General features: G+C 60.1%; 12 protein-coding genes and 4 tRNA genes. 5 read left to right on the forward strand and 11 right to left on the reverse strand.

Annotation, left to right across the window (positions count from 1 at the left end):
• Window position 1: 1 nt before the first annotated feature.
• From KP001_RS04520 to gap, 11 genes are all read right to left on the reverse strand, one after another.
• Entirely contained in the window at window positions 2-2,440 is a 2,439-nt protein-coding gene (locus KP001_RS04520; RefSeq protein WP_217288385.1) for a PAS domain-containing sensor histidine kinase, read from the reverse strand.
• Window positions 2,441-2,670: 230 nt separating this feature from the next.
• A complete protein-coding gene (locus KP001_RS04525) occupies window positions 2,671-2,976 on the reverse strand; it encodes a hypothetical protein (RefSeq protein WP_217288386.1) in 306 nt (101 codons plus the stop codon).
• A 337-nt stretch (window positions 2,977-3,313) separates the two neighbouring features.
• A tRNA-Ala gene (locus tag KP001_RS04530) sits at window positions 3,314-3,389 on the reverse strand.
• Window positions 3,390-3,453: 64 nt separating this feature from the next.
• Window positions 3,454-3,540 (reverse strand) — tRNA-Leu (locus KP001_RS04535).
• A gap of 164 nt (window positions 3,541-3,704) precedes the next feature.
• On the reverse strand, window positions 3,705-4,193 hold the full coding sequence (locus KP001_RS04540; RefSeq protein WP_217288387.1) for a ferritin-like domain-containing protein: 489 nt from the start codon (window positions 4,191-4,193) through the stop codon (window positions 3,705-3,707).
• Window positions 4,194-4,482: 289 nt separating this feature from the next.
• Window positions 4,483-4,569 (reverse strand) — tRNA-Leu (locus tag KP001_RS04545).
• Between the two features lie 808 nt (window positions 4,570-5,377).
• A tRNA-Leu gene (locus KP001_RS04550) sits at window positions 5,378-5,464 on the reverse strand.
• Between the two features lie 60 nt (window positions 5,465-5,524).
• Window positions 5,525-5,923 carry a preprotein translocase subunit SecG gene (secG, locus tag KP001_RS04555; RefSeq protein ID WP_217288388.1) on the reverse strand — a complete coding sequence of 133 codons (399 nt, stop codon included), beginning with the start codon at window positions 5,921-5,923 and terminating at the stop codon, window positions 5,525-5,527.
• 78 nt (window positions 5,924-6,001) lie between these two features.
• On the reverse strand, window positions 6,002-6,757 hold the full coding sequence (gene tpiA, locus KP001_RS04560) for a triose-phosphate isomerase (protein ID WP_217288389.1): 756 nt from the start codon (window positions 6,755-6,757) through the stop codon (window positions 6,002-6,004).
• Between the two features lie 82 nt (window positions 6,758-6,839).
• The gene (locus tag KP001_RS04565) at window positions 6,840-8,039 is read right to left on the reverse strand and encodes a phosphoglycerate kinase (protein WP_217288390.1); all 1,200 of its coding nucleotides are present in this window, start codon (window positions 8,037-8,039) and stop codon (window positions 6,840-6,842) included.
• 72 nt (window positions 8,040-8,111) lie between these two features.
• Window positions 8,112-9,107: a type I glyceraldehyde-3-phosphate dehydrogenase gene (gap, locus tag KP001_RS04570; protein WP_217288391.1), complete on the reverse strand. Its 996-nt coding sequence runs from the start codon at window positions 9,105-9,107 to the stop codon at window positions 8,112-8,114.
• A gap of 277 nt (window positions 9,108-9,384) precedes the next feature.
• Between gap and KP001_RS04575 the strand changes: the two genes are divergently transcribed.
• From KP001_RS04575 to KP001_RS04595, 5 genes are all read left to right on the forward strand, one after another.
• Window positions 9,385-11,451 carry an ATP-binding protein gene (locus KP001_RS04575; protein ID WP_217288392.1) on the forward strand — a complete coding sequence of 689 codons (2,067 nt, stop codon included), beginning with the start codon at window positions 9,385-9,387 and terminating at the stop codon, window positions 11,449-11,451.
• A gap of 117 nt (window positions 11,452-11,568) precedes the next feature.
• Window positions 11,569-12,339, forward strand: coding sequence for an MBL fold metallo-hydrolase (locus tag KP001_RS04580; protein WP_217288393.1), 771 nt, complete (start codon window positions 11,569-11,571; stop codon window positions 12,337-12,339).
• A gap of 185 nt (window positions 12,340-12,524) precedes the next feature.
• Window positions 12,525-13,820: an adenylosuccinate lyase gene (gene purB / locus KP001_RS04585; RefSeq protein WP_217288394.1), complete on the forward strand. Its 1,296-nt coding sequence runs from the start codon at window positions 12,525-12,527 to the stop codon at window positions 13,818-13,820.
• On the forward strand, window positions 13,813-14,901 hold the full coding sequence (locus tag KP001_RS04590) for a mechanosensitive ion channel family protein (RefSeq protein WP_217288395.1): 1,089 nt from the start codon (window positions 13,813-13,815) through the stop codon (window positions 14,899-14,901). Before purB ends, KP001_RS04590 begins: the two co-directional genes overlap by 8 nt.
• A complete protein-coding gene (locus tag KP001_RS04595) occupies window positions 14,885-17,875 on the forward strand; it encodes a phosphoribosylformylglycinamidine synthase subunit PurS (RefSeq protein WP_217288396.1) in 2,991 nt (996 codons plus the stop codon). Before KP001_RS04590 ends, KP001_RS04595 begins: the two co-directional genes overlap by 17 nt.
• The last annotated feature ends 14 nt before the right edge of the window (window positions 17,876-17,889 follow it).

Raw genomic sequence — 17,889 nt, forward strand, 5'->3', positions numbered from 1 at the left:
GTCACACCTCGATTCTGAATTCGGCGCCGCCATCGGCGTTGCGTGCCGTTAACTTGCCGCCCATGCTCTTCTCTATGATCGCCTTGGACATGAACAGCCCGATCCCCGTCCCCCTGCCGGGTTCCTTGGTGGTGAAATAAGGATCGAAAATCTTCTCCAGAACGTCTGCGGCGATACCTCCCGCGTTGTCCAAGATGGTCACCACACTTTTGTCGCCTTGCCTGTTGATGCCGATGGTAACCCTTGCATCGGGGACTGATTTATCGCGCAGTGCGTCGCGTGCATTGACCAGGATGTTGATCACCACCTGTGCGTATTCGTTGCGGTAGCCCTCCGCAAAAACGGGCTCATCCGGGGTGTGCACTTTTATTTCGATGCCATGCAGGCTTTCCCTCACCATTGACACCGCATTGTTGATTACCTCGCCCACATCGAAGGAGAGCTTGGTCTTGTCCGGGTTTAGGTAGGCAGAGAAGTCTGCGATGGTCTTGGACATGTGTTCGATTAACTCCGTGCCGCGGCGGACGCTTTTTCGCACCACCTCTACCGACAGGGCACCCCGTTCGTAGCTCCTCGCAAGGTTCTGTAGTATGAGTCCGAGTACGTTCAGGGGCTGGCGCCACTGGTGCGATATGTTGACCAGCATCTCTCCCATGGCGGCAAGGCGGCTTTGCTGCATCAACATCTGTTCCCTGACCCTTAGTTCCTCGACCGCCCGTATCCGTTCCTCTGTTTCGCTTCTGAGGTGCTGCAGGGCGCGGTTTAGCTCCTCGGTGCGTTCCTGCACCCGTAACTCCAGGCTGCTCCGTGCCTGGCGCACTTCCTCCTCGGCTTTCTTGCGCTCGGTTATGTCCAGAACGAAAGCGACCCCTTCCTCCGGGGCTTCAGGGAGCGTCGCCGCGCCTATCAGGATTGGGACTCTGGTGCCGTCGCTGCGGAAAAACTCCTTTTCATAGGGGGTGTCCAAGCCCGTGGCACGCAGTTCGCCCAGGGCATACTGATCGAGAGCGTCGAATTCGGGGGGCGTAAGCTCGCTCCACTTTATCGTGCCCGCTTCAAGTTCGGCGCGGCTTCTTCCCAGCACGTTAAGGAAGGCGTCGTTGGCGTCCAGGATGTCACCGTGCATGTTCCAGTAGATCAGGCCGATCATGCCGGAGTCGAAGATCCGGCGCAGGCGGGCTTCCGCCTTCTTCGGCTCGGTGATGTCGAGGGTGGTACCGAGCACGCGTGTAGGCGCTCCGGTTGCGTCGAATAAAACCCGTCCTCTGGCCATGAGCCAACGTTCCTTGCCGTCCTCAATGCCGATGGTCCGGTATTCGGCCCGGTAGAAACCGTCGCTCCCCGGCTGCAGCGCCCTTTTGAGCGCTTCCTGGGCCTCCTCGCGGTCTTCCGGGTGCAGCGCTGAGATGAACAATTGGTAGCTTTCCGTTGCGTCAGGTGCCAGACCGAAGTTCGCCTTTGCCTGTGCGGACCAGGTGAGTTTTCCAGTTTGTGGCTCAAATTCAAAGGTGCCCATCCCCGTGGAGCTGATCGCCATCTGCAGGGTCGCCTCGTTGTAGCGCAGCCTCTCCTCGCTTCGCGCCAGTTCCTCCGAACGCTTGGCGAGTTCCTGGCTCTTTTCCTGCTCCTTGCGCGCCAGGCGGACGTAATCCGACAGCAGTCCGAACAACATGATGAGAGCTCCGATGACCACTATGTTCCTGCCGAGATAGAAGGGAAGGGTGAACCAGGCAGCACCCAGCGCGTTCATCGCTACCGATGAGGTGACGGCCAATTGAGACAGCGCGGTATAGGCAAACAGGTTGTCGCCGGAGCCAAGATAGCTCCACGTCGCCACAGCGGCGCTGACCAGCAGCAACAACGATATGCACAACAGCAAGACGATCTCGCTGCCCGTGAACCTCCCTGAGGTGATGAGCACCGGGAGCTTCGTGTCCAGCTTAACGAGGGTGAGGCCGGCCAGGAGGGCCGTTGCTACCGCCGTCAGGGTACCAAGCCACGAGCTCCACCTCTCGCGCGGGGCCCTCGTGAATGGCGCGGCTGTTACGCACGTTGCCAGTGTGGTCATCTGCACGTTGACAAGCCAGGGGGACAGGGTCGGTACCGCCTCGATGATCCCCATATTGCCGGGTAGGGTCGGGAAAACGAGGAGCCGGAAGATGGTGAAGATGGAGTAGGAAAGATAGGCCACTCCGATCCAGAAGGGGGCCGGGTATTTGAGCACCTGATGCCGCCCGATGGCCAGGAAGGCGACACAGAAGGAGCAGAGGGCTACGAAGGTATGGACGGTGGGCAGATACCACGGGACCACCCAATATTTGGTGGCAGGCGAGGCGAAGTACACCACGGTATTGACCAGACCGAGGAAGATGGCCACTGCGACAATGACTGAATAGAGGGGCCGGTCCGGCCTGTTGAAGAGACGGCTCCGAGAGGTCACAGTTACCCGCCTGTTGGTAAAGAGAGCTGCGCCGGGTGGACTGGCATACGGCACGCCCGATCGTATTTAAATTAAAACCAGTCAATTATAGCGGTGCTGGAGAGAGAGGCAATGCGTCGTCAGAACCAACTTCCAACTAATTGGGGCGGCACTGGGGAGGGGAAAGAGGGCGGCATGAAGAAGCGGGATTGCTTGCGGCAAGCATCCCGCTCATGGTTGCAGAGGGGTTCTTACTTAACCTTGACGGGCGATGTCGCCATCAATGCCGATCCCTCGGTGGGGTCGCGCTCAGCGGTGTGTTGCGCCCACCGCTCGTGCACCGGCGCCGTAAAGGCCACGTCGGCCCCTTCAGCTGGGTCTCGACCCGGGGTGAAATCCTCGGTGACGCTTTGACGCATACTTGTTACTGTTCCTGCGTTGGAAGATGATGCTCCTTCCCGGGCCAGGTGCTGGCCCCCTATCGATCCCTGGTGCTGGCGGTCCAGATCCGCCTCAGGGGTGGCGTGTCTTAGTTGCTGATGACCGTCTCTTTTCATGATCGACCTCCTCGGGCTACCTCCTGCTCACCAGTCATGTCATCTCATTCCTTGATTTTACGCCTATTTATCCGGCGGTTGGGTAATATACTGCTGCGCCTTCCCAGCTACGAAAGGAACCACGGGTTACCGCTGGGAGGGAATGCGTGCGTGCAGCATGATGATGGAAGGCACCGTCCGGGCGGGAGAGTGGAGTAGAGGGGGGGAGCTGTAGAGGAGCTCGTCGAGGAGATGAGGAAAGTGCCGGGGTAATCGTGAACGCGGCGAAGTTCCGGCTGTCCCCGCAGGGGAGAACGAAAAACGGGGTTAGGCTTTCGCCTAACCCCGTCATCTGTGATGGTGGAGCTGATCAGGATCGAACTGACGACCTCTTGAATGCCATTCAAGCGCTCTCCCAACTGAGCTACAGCCCCATCAGCTCTCGCGGTTTGAAGGAAGAAAAAAGAGGTTAGGCTAAAGCCCAACCTCTTGATCTTTTGGTGCCGAAGACTGGAATCGAACCAGCACACCCTTGCGAGTACTAGAACCTGAATCTAGCGCGTCTACCAATTCCGCCACTCCGGCTTGCGAGAGACCTACTTATAGCAAAGGAGGCTTTTCCGTGCAAGAAAAAAATGACTTGAATGATTAACTTTTTTCGCCGGAGTCATAAATATTCGAAAAATCGCCGGATGCAAAAAGGGGGCTTGGAGCCCCCCTTCGGGATGCTGCTGTCGGAGCGTTACAGGCTACTCCCTGACGTAAGTGTCCATGTCCGATTCGTCCACCATCGCCATCACTCTCGCGTATTCAGCCTCGATGGTGAGGAAATGGTTGTGGGTCTCGTTGGCGTTCCAGAGGAAGATTTCCTTGATGTCGGGGTCCGTGATCCTACCCGCCGTCTCGCGCAGGGCGTTCTCCAGGTGGGTCTCTTTCTCCATGGCGTACTCAAGCGCCTTCTGCTCGGTGAAATCAGAGCCGACCGCCTTTTGAATGGAGGTGATCCAGAGAGCCTCGTTCTGCGGCGGCGAGGTGATGAACTCCTCGAAGGAACCGAGGTCGTTGCCCTTGTAGGCCTTGAAGAACTGGGCTGCGTGTTCCTTCTCTTCACGCGCCAACTGCTCGAACAGCCGCTTGGCTTCCTTGTCCTTCATATTCTGTGCGCCGATCTGGTAGAAGTTCATTGCGTTCTTTTCAGTTTGAATCGCTTGTTTCAGGGCATCTTGCGTGTCTTTCATTCACACCTCCTGTTTCCTTGAATATCATTAAAGTCGTCGGTGTAAACATTATATGGGGTGTTGTTTGGTTGTCAACCTGACCAGTTTTACTTCTCAATGTCAGTGGGGAAGGTGACTGCCAGTGAATTAGTGAGATGAGCTAAGTGTAATACGTGGGGGGATCAAACGTGCAGGTTGGTGGCTGGTACGCGCTGTAACAGGGACTTGCTGCTTGTGACAGTTCTGAAGATGTGACGAGAAGTAGAAACAAAAAACGCCCCGGCTGGAAAGCTGGAGCGTTGTGTTTGTGTGGTGCCGAAGACGAGACTCGAACTCGTACAGGCTATCGCCCGCCACCCCCTCAAGATGGTGTGTCTACCAATTCCACCACTTCGGCAAGAAGAACTCATTTTTTAGCATCTGTTGAGGTCGAAGTCAAGCTTTAACCGATGGTAAAGGACGATTGTTACTTGACCAGAAGGGAACAACTACAAACTCGAAGAACTGGATACTGCATGTCATGCAACGCATTCACCGCTCAGCGAATGCATTTGCCGGAGGATCGAACGCATCCGCCGCTCAGCGAATGCATTTGCCGGATGACGGAACGCATCCGCCGCTCAGCGAATGCATTTGCCGGATGACGGAACGCATCCGCCGCTAAGCGAATGCATTTGCCGGATGACGGAACGTATCCGTCGCTCAGCGAATGCATTTGTCGGATGACGGAACGTATCCGCTGCTCAGTGAATGCATTTGCCGGATGACGGAACGCATCCGCCGCTCAGCGAATGCATTTGCCGGATGACGGAACGTATCCGTCGCTCAGCGAATGCATTTGTCGGATGACGGAACGTATCCGCCGCTCAGCGAATGCATTTGCCGGATGACGGAACGCATCCGCCGCTCAGCGAATGCATTTGCCGGATGACGGAATGCATCCGCCGCTCAGCGAATGCATTTGTCGGATGACGGAACGTATCCGCCGCTCAGCGAATGCATTTGCCGGAGGACGGAACGCATCCGCCGCTCAGCGAATGCATTTGTCGCGGTTGGGATGCATCTGCCGGTTAGGGCAAAATTACAAGGCTGTTATCCTGGCGAACTGCGAAAACGGACTGGGCAGGTGGAGTAGGGGAGAGGGATGGTGGCAAATCTGGAATGAAAAAAGGGTTACGGTGTTGACCGTAACCCTTGGTTTCTTTTGGTGCCGAAGACGAGACTCGAACTCGTACAGGCTATCGCCCGCCACCCCCTCAAGATGGTGTGTCTACCAATTCCACCACTTCGGCAAGAAGAGCTAAGTTTGTAACATTACTCGGCAGAGATGTCAACAGCTAATCTCTAATTAATTACTTTGCCGGAGCGGGTGCTGCAGGAGCAGCCGGTGCAGCGGGAGCAGGTGCCGCAGGTGCTACCGCGTTGCCGGGTGCCGCGGGTTTGACCGGTTGCTGCAACGGCATGCCGCCCATCGGTGCCGGCTTGACCTTGGGGGCCTTGGACATGATGGAGGAGCCGCCGCCTTTGCCCGACACGAAGGCCAGGGAGAGGGAGGTCAGCATGAAGATGACCGCTGCGTACGTGGTCAGTTTACTCATGAAGGTGTTGCCGCCGCCCGCGCCGAACACGGACTGGCTGCCGCTGGCGCCGAAGGATGCGCCCATCTCAGCCCCTTTGCCGGACTGCAGCAAGACAACAACGATGAGGGCGAAACAGACGATGACGTGCAGGGTTACCAGTAAAAAAGTCATTGAAAAACTAACCTCCAAGAGTGTTCGAGAGACTGCCAAAGAGACTGTTTAGCATATTTGCAAAAAATAACCAAGTGTTTATTCGCCAAAACGGACGATCGAGGCGAAAGAGGCTCCCTTGAGACTTGCACCTCCCACGAGGGCGCCGTCTATGTCAGTGCAGGACATGAGCCCTTTGACATTGTCAGGCTTGACCGAACCGCCATAGAGTATTCTCACCTTGTCGGCGGCAGCTTGGCCGAACATCTTGGCGACCACGCCGCGGATGAAGGCATGTGCTTCCTGCGCCTGCTCGTCGGTGGCCACCTTTCCGGTCCCGATGGCCCAGACCGGTTCGTAGGCGATGATCACCGGCGCGAACTGGGGTTCGGTGAGTCCTTCCAGGCCGCCCCGCACCTGGCGCTCAAGGACCTTGAACGTGTCGCCCGCTTCGCGCGCCTCCAGCGTCTCCCCGATGCAGAATATGGGGACCAGGGCCCCCTTGAGAGCCGCCTTGATCTTCTTGTTCACCGTCTGGTCGGTTTCGCCGAAGTACTGCCTGCGCTCGGAGTGCCCGATAATGACGTGGCTTGCGCCCGCGTCAAGCAGCATGCGCGGCGATACTTCGCCGGTGAAGGCGCCTTCCTCCTCCCAGAAGACATCCTGGGCGGCGAGGCTGATGCTGGTGCCGGCAAGCGCGGAGGGGAGGGAGGGGAGAACGGTGAACACCGGCGCCACCACCACTTCAACGTTGTCCACCCCTGCGACCAGTGGTGCCAGTTCCTCGATCAGTGCCAGCGCCTCGTCCTTTGTCTTATACAGTTTCCAGTTGCCTGCGATGACCGGCTTGCGCATTGGTTCCTCCAACAATGGTAGTGTCTGCAATGGTGGTCCGACCAGTCTGGCTGGTCGGACTCGTTGGACTGACTTGATCGGCCTACTTGTGCCCCTTGTCTTCCAGCACCTTGATGCCCGGCAGCTTCTTCCCTTCGAGCAGTTCGAGGAAGGCGCCGCCGCCTGTGGAGATATAGCTTATCTTGGCGTACTCGCCGGCACGGTGCACCGCGACGTCGGTGTCGCCGCCGCCGACGATGGTGAGCGCATAGGAGTTGGCGACCGCGGAGACCATGGCGAAGGTGCCGCGGGAGAAGGCATCCATCTCGAAAACGCCCATCGGTCCGTTCCAGACGATGGTCTTCGCGTTATGCAGCGCCTCGGTGAAGAGGGCCACGGTGGCGGGGCCGATGTCCAGCGCCATCCACCCTTCGGGGATCTCCTGGATCGGACAGACCTTGGTCTCGGCTGCGGGGTTGAACTGGTCGGCGACCACGCAGTCGACCGGGAGGTAGAACTTGACCCCCTGGGCGCGCGCCTTCTCGTAGGTCTTCATCGCGGTCTCGATGAGGTTGTCCTCGACCAGGGACTTGCCGACGTTGTACCCCATTCCTTTCAGGAAGGTGAAGGCCATGCCCCCGCCGATGATGATCTTGTCCACCTTGTCGCACAGGTTCTCGAGGACCTCGATCTTCCCGGAAACCTTGGCGCCTCCCAGGATGGAGACCAGCGGGCGGATCGGGTTCTTCATCGCCTTCTCGAAGTAGTTCATCTCGTTTTTCATCAGGAAACCGGCGGCCACGACCGGGAAGAAATCGGTGATTGCCTCGACCGAAGCGTGGGCGCGGTGCGACACGGCGAAGGCGTCGTTCACGTACACCTCGCAGCCGTTGGCCAGTGCCTTGGCGAAGTCAACGTCGTTTTTCTCCTCGCCGGCGTAGAAGCGGACGTTCTCAAGCATGATCACGTCGCCGGGCTGCATGGCGTCGATCATGGCGCGCACCTCGTCACCGATGCAGTCGGAGGCGAGCTTCACCTCTTTGCCAAGGAGCCTGGAGAGGCGCTTGGCTGCGGGCGCCATCGAGTACTTCTCCTTGCGCTCACCCTTGGGGCGTCCAAGGTGCGAGGCCAGGATGATCTTCGCCTTCTGGTCCAGCGCGTAGTTCAGGGTCGGCAGCACGGCGCGGATCCTGGTGTCCTCGGTGATGTTCTGGTTGTCGTCCAAAGGCACGTTGAAGTCGACACGCATGAACAGCTTCTTTCCGGCGAGGCTTTCGATTTCATCGATGTAACGAATTGACATGACTCCTCCTAGACACAATAAAAATAAACGGGGGAAAATCTCCCCCCGCAATTTACCTTCTGTTGACTTGTTCTACAACAGCATTTTCATCAGGCCGACCACCCTGCTGGAGAAGCCCATCTCGTTGTCGTACCAGGAGATGACCTTGACCATGTTGCCGTCGATGACCTTGGTGCAGGACGCGTCGACGATCGAGGAGAGGGTGTTGCCGTTGAAATCGCAGGAGACCAGGGGCTCTTCGCAGAAGCCGAGGATCCCTTTGAGCGGCCCTTCAGCAGCTGCCTTCAGCGCGGCGTTCACCTGCTGAGCGTCGGTCGGCTTGGAGAGGGTGGCAACCAGGTCGACCACGGAGACGTTCGGGGTCGGGACGCGGATGGCCATGCCGTCCAGTTTCCCCTTCAGGGCCGGGAGCACCAGGGATACCGCCTTGGCGGCGCCGGTGGTGGTCGGGATCATGGAGAGGGCGGCCGCACGTGCGCGGCGCAGGTCCTTGTGTGGCAGGTCCAGGATGTTCTGGTCGTTGGTGTAGGAATGAACCGTGGTGACGAGCCCCTTCTCGATGCCGAAGCTGTCCTGCAGGACCTTGGCGACCGGCGCCAGGCAGTTGGTGGTGCAGGAGGCGTTGGAGACGATGTGGTGCTTGTTCTTGTCGTACTCTTTGTCGTTGACGCCGAGAACCACCGTGAGATCAGGATCGGTGGCGGGGGCGGAGATGATGACCTTCTTTGCTCCCGCGGTGAGGTGCTGGGCCGCCTTGTCACGAGCGGTGAAGAGGCCGGTCGACTCGAGGACGATGTCAATCTTGAGGTCTTTCCAGGGGAGCTCCGCAGGGTTTCTCACGGCGAGGACCTTGATGGCCTTTCCGTTGACGATGAGCTGGTCCCCGTCTACGGATACTTCACCGGGAAATTTCCCATGAACGGAGTCATACTTTAACAGGTGCGCCAGCGTTTTAGCATCGGTGAGGTCATTGATTGCAACAAATTCGAAATCTTGCGACTGTGCAGCAGCTCTGAGTACACAACGTCCTATACGGCCGAATCCATTAACAGCTACTCTTAAAGCCATGTCCCCCTCCTGTTAATTAAGTATTCCTTCACAATTGGGATACTAACAGCCGAACCAGTGCCCGTCAAGATTTTATTCAAGCTTTTTCCCGTATGGTCGATAGCGACAATGGGGACGAGCGGCGACGCTTTCGACGCTGGTTCGCGTGGTTGGGCCGGAAATTTTATCGGTGAATAAATCCACATAATAATTGACTTTTTGTCGGCGTATAAATTATGCTGGCGTGGCCCATGATGCGCATTTCTTTCATCCACGCCGTTGCTGGAATAGACCATAGATGAAAATGACACTGGAAAAACGCATCTTACTGTTCTCCTTCCTGATCCTCTTCCTCACCATCTTCATTGGTTCCGGTATGGACATAATGGCGTTGCGCAAGGACCAGGTGAACGCGCTGAACCTGCGTTCCAAGGGACTTGCCGTCGCTCTCAAATCCAACATCGAGAAGGTCATCAACCTCGGTCTGGAATTGAAGGACATGACCGGTGTGTCCGAGAAGTGCCGCGAGATCATCGAGGGGAACCCCGACATCGCCTACTGCGTGGTCACTGAACTAAACGGCAGGGTGCTCTTCGCCAGCGACCCGCGCTTCATGTCGCTTCCCGTCCAGCAGTCCCAGAAGGAAGAGGCGCGGGTAGGGGAGGAGCCGGTCTACAAGCGCCGTATCGCCATGACCGTGGACGGCTCCAGTAACTCCTACTACGACAGCGCCGTCATGGTCATGAGCCCCTACGGCAAGCCGGTCGCCCAGGCGCACGTCGGCTTCAGCGAGCAGGTCGTCTTCGACAAGATGAAGGGAATGGTGCTGAAGACCCTGTTCCTCCTGGCGTTCTCCCTGGTCACCTCCTTCACGCTCATCATGCTCTTCATGAAGCGCTACGTGATGCAGCCCATCTCCCTGCTGCTCAAGGGGGTGAAGCAGATATCCGAGGGTGCCTTCGACACCCATATCGGGGAGGTGCAGGTCTACGAGTTCAACGAGCTCGCCCGCAACGTCAACATCATGTCCCAGTTCCTGAAGAACAGGGACGCCGAGATCAAGAAGAACTACCAGGACATGGAGCGGACCTTCGACGAGCTGCAGGCCTCCTACCGCAAGCTGGAAAAACTCTCCACCGACCTGGAGCGCTCCGAGGAGCTTTACAAATCGCTGATGGAGGACGCAAGCGACGCCATCGTGGTGATCGGGGCCGACGAGTCCATCCGCATGGTCAACAAGATGGCCGAGGAGTTCTTCGGTTACGACGCGAAGGAGCTGGTGGGGCTGCCGCTCACCAAGATGCTCCTGCTCCTCAACATCAGCAACATCCCGAAGGTGCACCGGATCTTCCGGGAGGCCGCCGAAGGGGCGCACATCGCCGAGGAGATGCAGCTTTGCCGCAAGGAAGGGGGCGCCATGGTCGCCATGCTGCACGCCTCCAATATAAAGAGCGGCGCGGAGACGCTGGTGCAGGCGATCTTCCGTGACGTGACCCGCGAGCGCGAGATCATCCTCAACCTGGAGAAGAGCTCCGCGGACCTGGCGCGCCTGAACCGGATGAAGGATTCCTTCCTCGGGCTCGCCTCCCATGAGCTGAAGACACCGCTCACCGTGATCATGGGGTACTCCGAGCTGATCACCACCGACCTTGCCGACAAGGTGGACAAGACGGTCCTGGAGATGGTGGTCAACATCGCCAACGCCGCTTCGCGCCTGGACAACATCATCAAGGACATGGTCGACGTCTCCATGATCGACGAGAAGCGGCTGCAGCTGAAAGTCGAGGACATCCAGCTGAACCGCCTCATCGAGGCGAGCGTAAACGAACTGCGCTTCTTCTTCTCCATGAGAAAGCAGGACGTGGTGCTCAACCTGGACGAGTCGCTTCCCACCATCCGCGGCGACGCGCTCCGTCTCATGCAGCTTCTCTCCAACATCTTGGGCAACGCCATCAAGTTCACCCCGGACGGCGGCCGCATCACGGTCAGCAGTTCCGCCAAGTATCTCCTGCGCGGCCCCTCGGGGAGCGGGGAAGGGCGGGAACACCACCTGTTCCTGGAGATCACCGTGACCGACACCGGGATCGGCATCGACCGCGAGGACCAGCTGCGTGTCTTCGACAAGTTCTACGAGGTGGGGAATATCCAGGAACATTCCAGCGGCAAGGTCGCCTTCAAGGCCAAGGGGGCGGGCCTCGGCCTCTCCATCGCCAAGGGGATCGTCGACATGCACGGCGGCGAGATCTGGGTCGAATCCACCGGCTACAACGCGGAGCGCTTCCCCGGCTCCACCTTCCACATCCTGCTCCCCGTGTCCCCCGGCCTGAACGAGGGAAGCACCGACTACAGCAGGCTTTTGCGTTAACCAAATCTCAGCAACTTCATCTTGAATCTACCAGCCAGTTCCTGTATAAAAATAAGGTTTTTCTGCCGTTCATGAGCTCCCGCTTCGGGGCCGGATTGCGCTAGTTTGGAGGGGAAAATGAGGCTCAGCCTCTTGGCAAGTGGCAGCAAGGGGAATTCCCTGTTTCTGGAAACCGATTCCTGCCGTTTGCTGATCGATGCCGGCCTCTCCGGTCGGGAGACCACCAACCGGCTTGCCTCCATCGGCGTCGATGCCGCCACGCTGGACGGCATCCTGGTCACCCACGAGCACACCGACCACATCCGCAGCGTTGGCACGCTGGCCCGGCGCCTGAAGATCCCGGTACTTGGTTCCAGCCGGATGCTGCAGGCGGCGCACCACGTGATCGGCAAGGCTGAGACGGTCGAGTTCGAAGCCGGCGCCTCCTTCGTTTTCAAGGGGGTTTCGATCGATCCCTTCCCGGTGACGCACGATGCCTGCGACCCGGTCGGCTTCCGGATCGAAAGCGGCGAGGGATGCATCGGTTTCGCCACCGACCTCGGGATCGCCACCCGGCTCACGCAGGAAAAGCTCAAGGGGTGCCGCGCGCTGGTGCTGGAATTCAACCATGACGAGCAGATGCTGCAGGACGGACCGTACCCCTGGCACCTCAAGCAGCGCATCCGCTCCCGCCACGGGCACCTCTCCAACGCGGAGGGGGCGAATCTTCTGGAGGAGCTTCTGCATGGCGATCTTCAGGGGGTCTTTCTCTCCCATCTCTCCGAGGTGAACAACGATCCGGCGCTGGCGCTTGCCGCCGCGCGCGGACTTTTGAGCCGTCAGAACCAGTGCGGTCCCGATCTCTTTCTCGGGTGCCAGCACCAGGTAAGCGGCGTATTCTCTGCGTGACACTCGCACCCCCTGGTAAAGGGGACAGGCTACTTTTCGGTGCTCCGTTTATAAAAGGGGACAGGCTACTTTTCGTGGCCTCCCTGGTAAAGGGACAGGCACCTGGCGGAGCCAGTCCTCTTTAGAGGGGATGCACCTGTTTTTGCCATAAAAAAATCAGACAATTCAGCAAGGGGGAAGAATTCGTGATCGAACGTTACAGCCGTCCTGAAATGACCCGCATCTGGGAGCCCGAAAACCGCTATGCCAAGTGGCTCGAGATAGAGATCTACGCCTGCGAGGCCCACGCCGAGATGGGGCGTATCCCGAAAGAGGCGGTCTCCCGCATCAGGGCCAAGGCGAGCTTCGACGTGGCGCGCATCGACGAGATCGAGCGCACCGTAAAGCACGACGTCATCGCATTCCTCACCTCCGTTGCCGACTACATCGGTGACGATTCCCGCTTTGTCCACCTGGGCCTTACTTCCTCCGACATCCTCGACACCTCCTTCGCCATGCTCCTCAAGGAAGCGGGCGAACTGATCCTCTCCGACATCAAGCGCCTCATGGCCGTGATCAAGACCCGCGCCTTCGAGCACAAGATGACCCCGCAGATGGGGCGTTCGCACGGCATCCACGCCGAGCCGGTCACCTTCGGCCTCAAGATGGCGCTCTGGTACGACGAGATGGCCCGGAACCTTAAACGGATGGAGTCGGCCCTGGAGACCATCTCCTACGGCAAGATCTCCGGCGCCGTCGGCACCTTCGCCAACATCGACCCGCAGGTCGAGGAGTACGTCTGCAAGAAGGCGGGGCTGAAGCCCGCTCCCTGCTCCACCCAGGTGCTGCAGCGCGACCGCCACGCCGAGTACTTCACCACCCTTGCCATCATCGCCTCCTCCATCGAGAAGTTCGCAGTGGAAATCAGGCACCTGCAGAGGACCGAGGTGCTCGAGGCCGAGGAATTCTTCAGCAAGGGGCAGAAGGGCTCTTCCGCCATGCCGCACAAGAGGAACCCGGTCCTTTCCGAGAACCTGACCGGCCTCGCCCGCCTTATGCGCGGCTACGCCCTTTCCGCGATCGAGAACGTGCCGCTGTGGCACGAGCGTGACATCTCCCACTCCTCCGTTGAGCGCATCATCGGGCCGGACGCGACCGTCACCCTGGACTTCATGCTGAACCGCGCCATCGGCCTCATCGAGAACCTGGTGGTCTACCCGGAAAACATGATGCGCAACCTGAACCAGATGCGCGGCCTGATCTTCTCCCAGCGCGTGCTCCTGAAGCTCGCCGAGGCGGGCGCTTCCCGCGAGAAGGCCTACGCCCTGGTGCAGAGAAACGCCATGAAGGTATGGGAAGAAGGGAAGGATTTCCAGACCGAGCTCCTGAACGACGAAGAAGTGGCCTCCTTCCTCCCCGCCGAGGAAATCAAGGAAGCCTTCGATCTGGGTTACCATCTGAAGCACGTCGACACTATTTTCACGAGGGTCTTTGGTGGATAACCTCCTGTACTACCTGAAACCGGACGAGATGGACCCGTTCTATCTGTTCTGGGCCAAGCAGGCGCTGATTTCCGTCTGCATCATCGCCGTTTTCTACCTCCTCTCCAGGCTCTTGCAGGTGCTGATCGCCAAGATCGGCACCCGTCTGTGCGCCGCCACGGAGACGGATCTCGACGACAGGATCCTTGAGCGGGTCTCCGGGCCCGCCATGCTCCTGGTCAACTGCGCGGGCCTGTACCTGGCCATCAAGCGCCTGCCGCTGCACGACAAGGTCGGCATCGCCGCCGCCGGGCTTCTGTTCGTGGTGAACATCACCATCCTCACCGTGATCGCCTACCGGGCGCTGGACGAGCTCCTCAGGGCGTACGGTGCGCGGGTGGCCGGGGCCGAGGTGAGCCGCCAGATCATGCCGCTGGTGGAGAAGCTGTGCACCATCTTCCTGGTGGTCACCGCACTCATCATCACCCTCAAGCATTTCAACTACGACATTCTGTCGCTGGTCACCGCCCTGGGCGTCGGATCTCTGGCCATCGGTCTTGCCGCCAAGGACACCCTGGCCAACATGGTGTCGGGCTTCACGCTCATGATCGACCGTCCCTTCCGGATCGGCGATCGCATCCAGCTCGGCACCCAGGTCGGGGACGTCATCGATATCGGTCTCAGGAGCACCAAGATCAAGGGGGCGGACAATACCTTCCTGATCATCCCGAACTCCGAGCTGTGCAACTCGACCCTGGTCAACATGGCCTTCCCGGACGTGCGGGTGAAGGGGCGGGTCAACATCGGCATCGGCTACGAGTGCGACGTGGCGCGCGCCAAGGACCTGATGGTGCAGACCGCCCTCTCGGTGCCGGACGTGCTCAACGAGCCCAAGCCCGAGGCCTTCTTCATGAACTTCGGCGACAGCTCGCTGAACCTCTCGCTCTTCTTCTGGGTCGCCGACTACACCCACACGGTGGCGGCCACCGACCAGATCAACGGCGCCCTGCTGCAGTGCTTCCAGGACAACGGCATCACCATCCCGTACCCGACGCGTACGGTTATCCATGAAAAGGACACCAACAATGCCCCACAGGATTGAGATCACCCTAAAGGATGAGGTTCGCGACCCGCGCGGCGAGCGCATCAAGCGCGAGATCGCGCACTTCCTCCACCTCGAAGTGGCCGACGTGCGCACCATCGACGTCTACACGGTCGACGCGGCACTCTCCGCCGAGGAATTGACCCAGGTTGCCGCCGGCCCCTTCAGCGACCCGGTCATCCAGAACTACTCGATCGACAAGCCCGCTGCCGCCGGTTTCGACTACCTGGTTGAGGTAGGCTTCCGTGCCGGCGTCACCGACAACGTCGGCCGCACCGCTGGCGAGGCGATCAGCTACCTCCTGGGCCGCCCGCTGGCCGCCGGGGAGGGGGTGTACACCTCCGTTCAGTACCTGATCTCCGGGAAGCTGGCCCAGGCCGACGCCGAGAAGATCGCCACCGGCCTTTTGTGCAACACGCTGATCCAGCGCTACCAGATCCTCGACGCGGCGACCTTCAAGGCCCAGGGGGGCGTCGCCCCCTTCGTCCCCAAGGTGCAGGTCGAGGCGAAGGTCGAGGTGAACACTATCAACCTCGAGGTCTCCGACGAGGAACTGATGCGCATCAGCCGCGACGGCGTGCTGGCGCTGACCCTGGACGAGATGAAGATCATCCAGGCGCACTACCGTGACCCGCAGGTGGTCGAGAAGCGCAAGAGCCTCGGCCTTGGCGCCGCGCCCACCGACGTCGAACTGGAAGCCCTGGCCCAGACCTGGTCCGAGCACTGTAAGCACAAGATCTTCTCCGCCGACGTGACCTACGACGACGGCACCGGCAAGACCGAGAAAATCAACTCCCTGTTCAAGAGCTACATCCAGAAGACCACCGCCGACGTGCGCGCTGCGCAAGGGGACAAGGACTACTGCCTCTCCGTCTTCAAGGACAACGCCGGCGTCATCAAGTTTAACGACGACTGGTCCCTGGTGTTCAAGGTCGAGACCCACAACTCCCCGTCCGCCCTCGACCCCTACGGCGGGGCGCTGACCGGCATCGTCGGCGTGAACCGCGATCCGTTCGGCACCGGCAAGGGGGCCAAGCTCATCTTCAACACCGACGTCTTCTGCTTCGCCGACCCGTTCTACGAGAAGGAGCTCCCCAAGCGCCTGCTGCACCCGCGCCGCATCTACGAAGGCGTGGTCGAGGGGGTCGAGCACGGCGGCAACAAGAGCGGCATTCCGACCGTGAACGGCTCGCTGGTGTTTGACGAGCGCTTTGCCGGCAAGCCGCTGGTCTTCTGCGGCACCGCGGGGCTCATGCCCGCCACCATCAAGGGTGAGCCCTCCCACCAGAAGAAGATCGTACCGGGCGACCTGATCGTGATGACCGGCGGCCGCATCGGCAAGGACGGCATCCACGGCGCCACCTTCTCCTCCGAGGAGCTGAACGAGAACTCGCCGGTCTCCGCGGTGCAGATCGGCGACCCGATCACCCAGAAGCGGATGTTCGACTTCCTGATCCGCGCCCGCGACAAGGCGCTCTACCGCTTCATAACCGACAACGGGGCAGGGGGGCTTTCCTCCTCCATTGGTGAGATGTCCGAGGAGTGCGGCGGCTGCCAGCTCGACCTCTCCAAGGCGCCGCTCAAGTACCCGGGGCTGGCTCCCTGGGAGATCCTGATCTCCGAGGCGCAGGAGAGGATGAGCCTCGCCGTGCCCCCCGAGAAGATCGATGAGTTCATGGAGATGGCCAAGCGCTACGGCGTAGAGGCGACCGTGCTCGGCACCTTCACCGATTCCGGCATCTTCCACATGCTCTACGGCGACAAGACCGTGGCTTACCTGCCGCTTTCCTTCATGCACGCGGGGCTGCCGCCGATGCAGATCCCGGCACGCTGGGAAAAGCCGGTGCACGAGGAGCCGAAGCTGGCCCCGGCCGCTGATTACACCACCGACGTCAAGGCGCTTCTCTCCTCCTTGAACATCTGCTCTAAGGAGAGCGTGGTGCGCCGTTACGACCACGAGGTCCAGGGGGGCTCCGTGGTGAAGCCGTTCACCGGCGTCGACAACGACGGCCCGTCGGACGCAGCGGTGGTCCGCCCCATCCTCGATTCCTTCGAGGGGGTCGTGGTCGGCCACGGCATCTGCCCGCGCTACAGCGACATCGACGCCTATGACATGGCGGCCAACGCCATCGACGAAGGCTTGAGGAACTACGTCGCCGTCGGCGGCTCGCTCGACCTCGTCGCCGGTCTGGACAACTTCTGCTGGTGCGACCCGGTCCTCTCCGAAAGGACCCCGGACGGCCCGTACAAGATGGCTCAGCTCGTGCGCGCCAACAAGGCGCTCTACGACTACTGCACCGTCTTCTCCATGCCGCTCATCTCCGGCAAGGACTCGATGAAGAACGACTTCTACGACGGCACCACCAAGATCTCCATCCCGCCGACCCTGCTCTTCTCGGTCATCGGCAAGATGGAGGATGCGCGTCTCGCCGTCACCATGGACGTGAAGCGCGCCGGAGACCAGGTGTATCTCCTGGGCGCCACCGCCAACGAGCTGGGCGCTTCCGAGTACCTGGCGCAGAAGGGCTTCGTGGGCAACAACGTACCGAAGGTCGACGCGCAGGCGGCACTGGCCACCTACCGTGCCTACGGCGCGGCGCTCAAAGCAGGCCTCGTCGCTTCCTGCCACGACCTCTCCGACGGCGGCCTCGCGGTTGCCGCGGCCGAGTCTGCCTTTGCCGGCGGCTTCGGCATGGACCTGGATCTCTCCCAGGTGGCCTACAAGGGTGACGCCGCAGAGAAGAGCGACATCGTACTTCTCTTCTCCGAGTCCGCGTCCCGTCTGCTGGTCACGGTGGGCGCCGGGAAGGAGGCGGAGTTCGAGAAGGCCATGGCGGGGACGAGCTTCGCCAGGATCGGCGCGGTGACCGCCGAGCCGGTTCTGAAGGTGAAGGGGCTTTCCGGGAGTGTGGTGGTAAACGCGCAGAACGCCGAGCTGAAGGCCGCCTGGCAGGAGCCGCTGAAGGATCTGTAACCGGCCCAATTCCC

This window comes from Geomonas subterranea, assembly GCF_019063845.1.
Taxonomy (GTDB): domain Bacteria; phylum Desulfobacterota; class Desulfuromonadia; order Geobacterales; family Geobacteraceae; genus Geomonas; species Geomonas subterranea.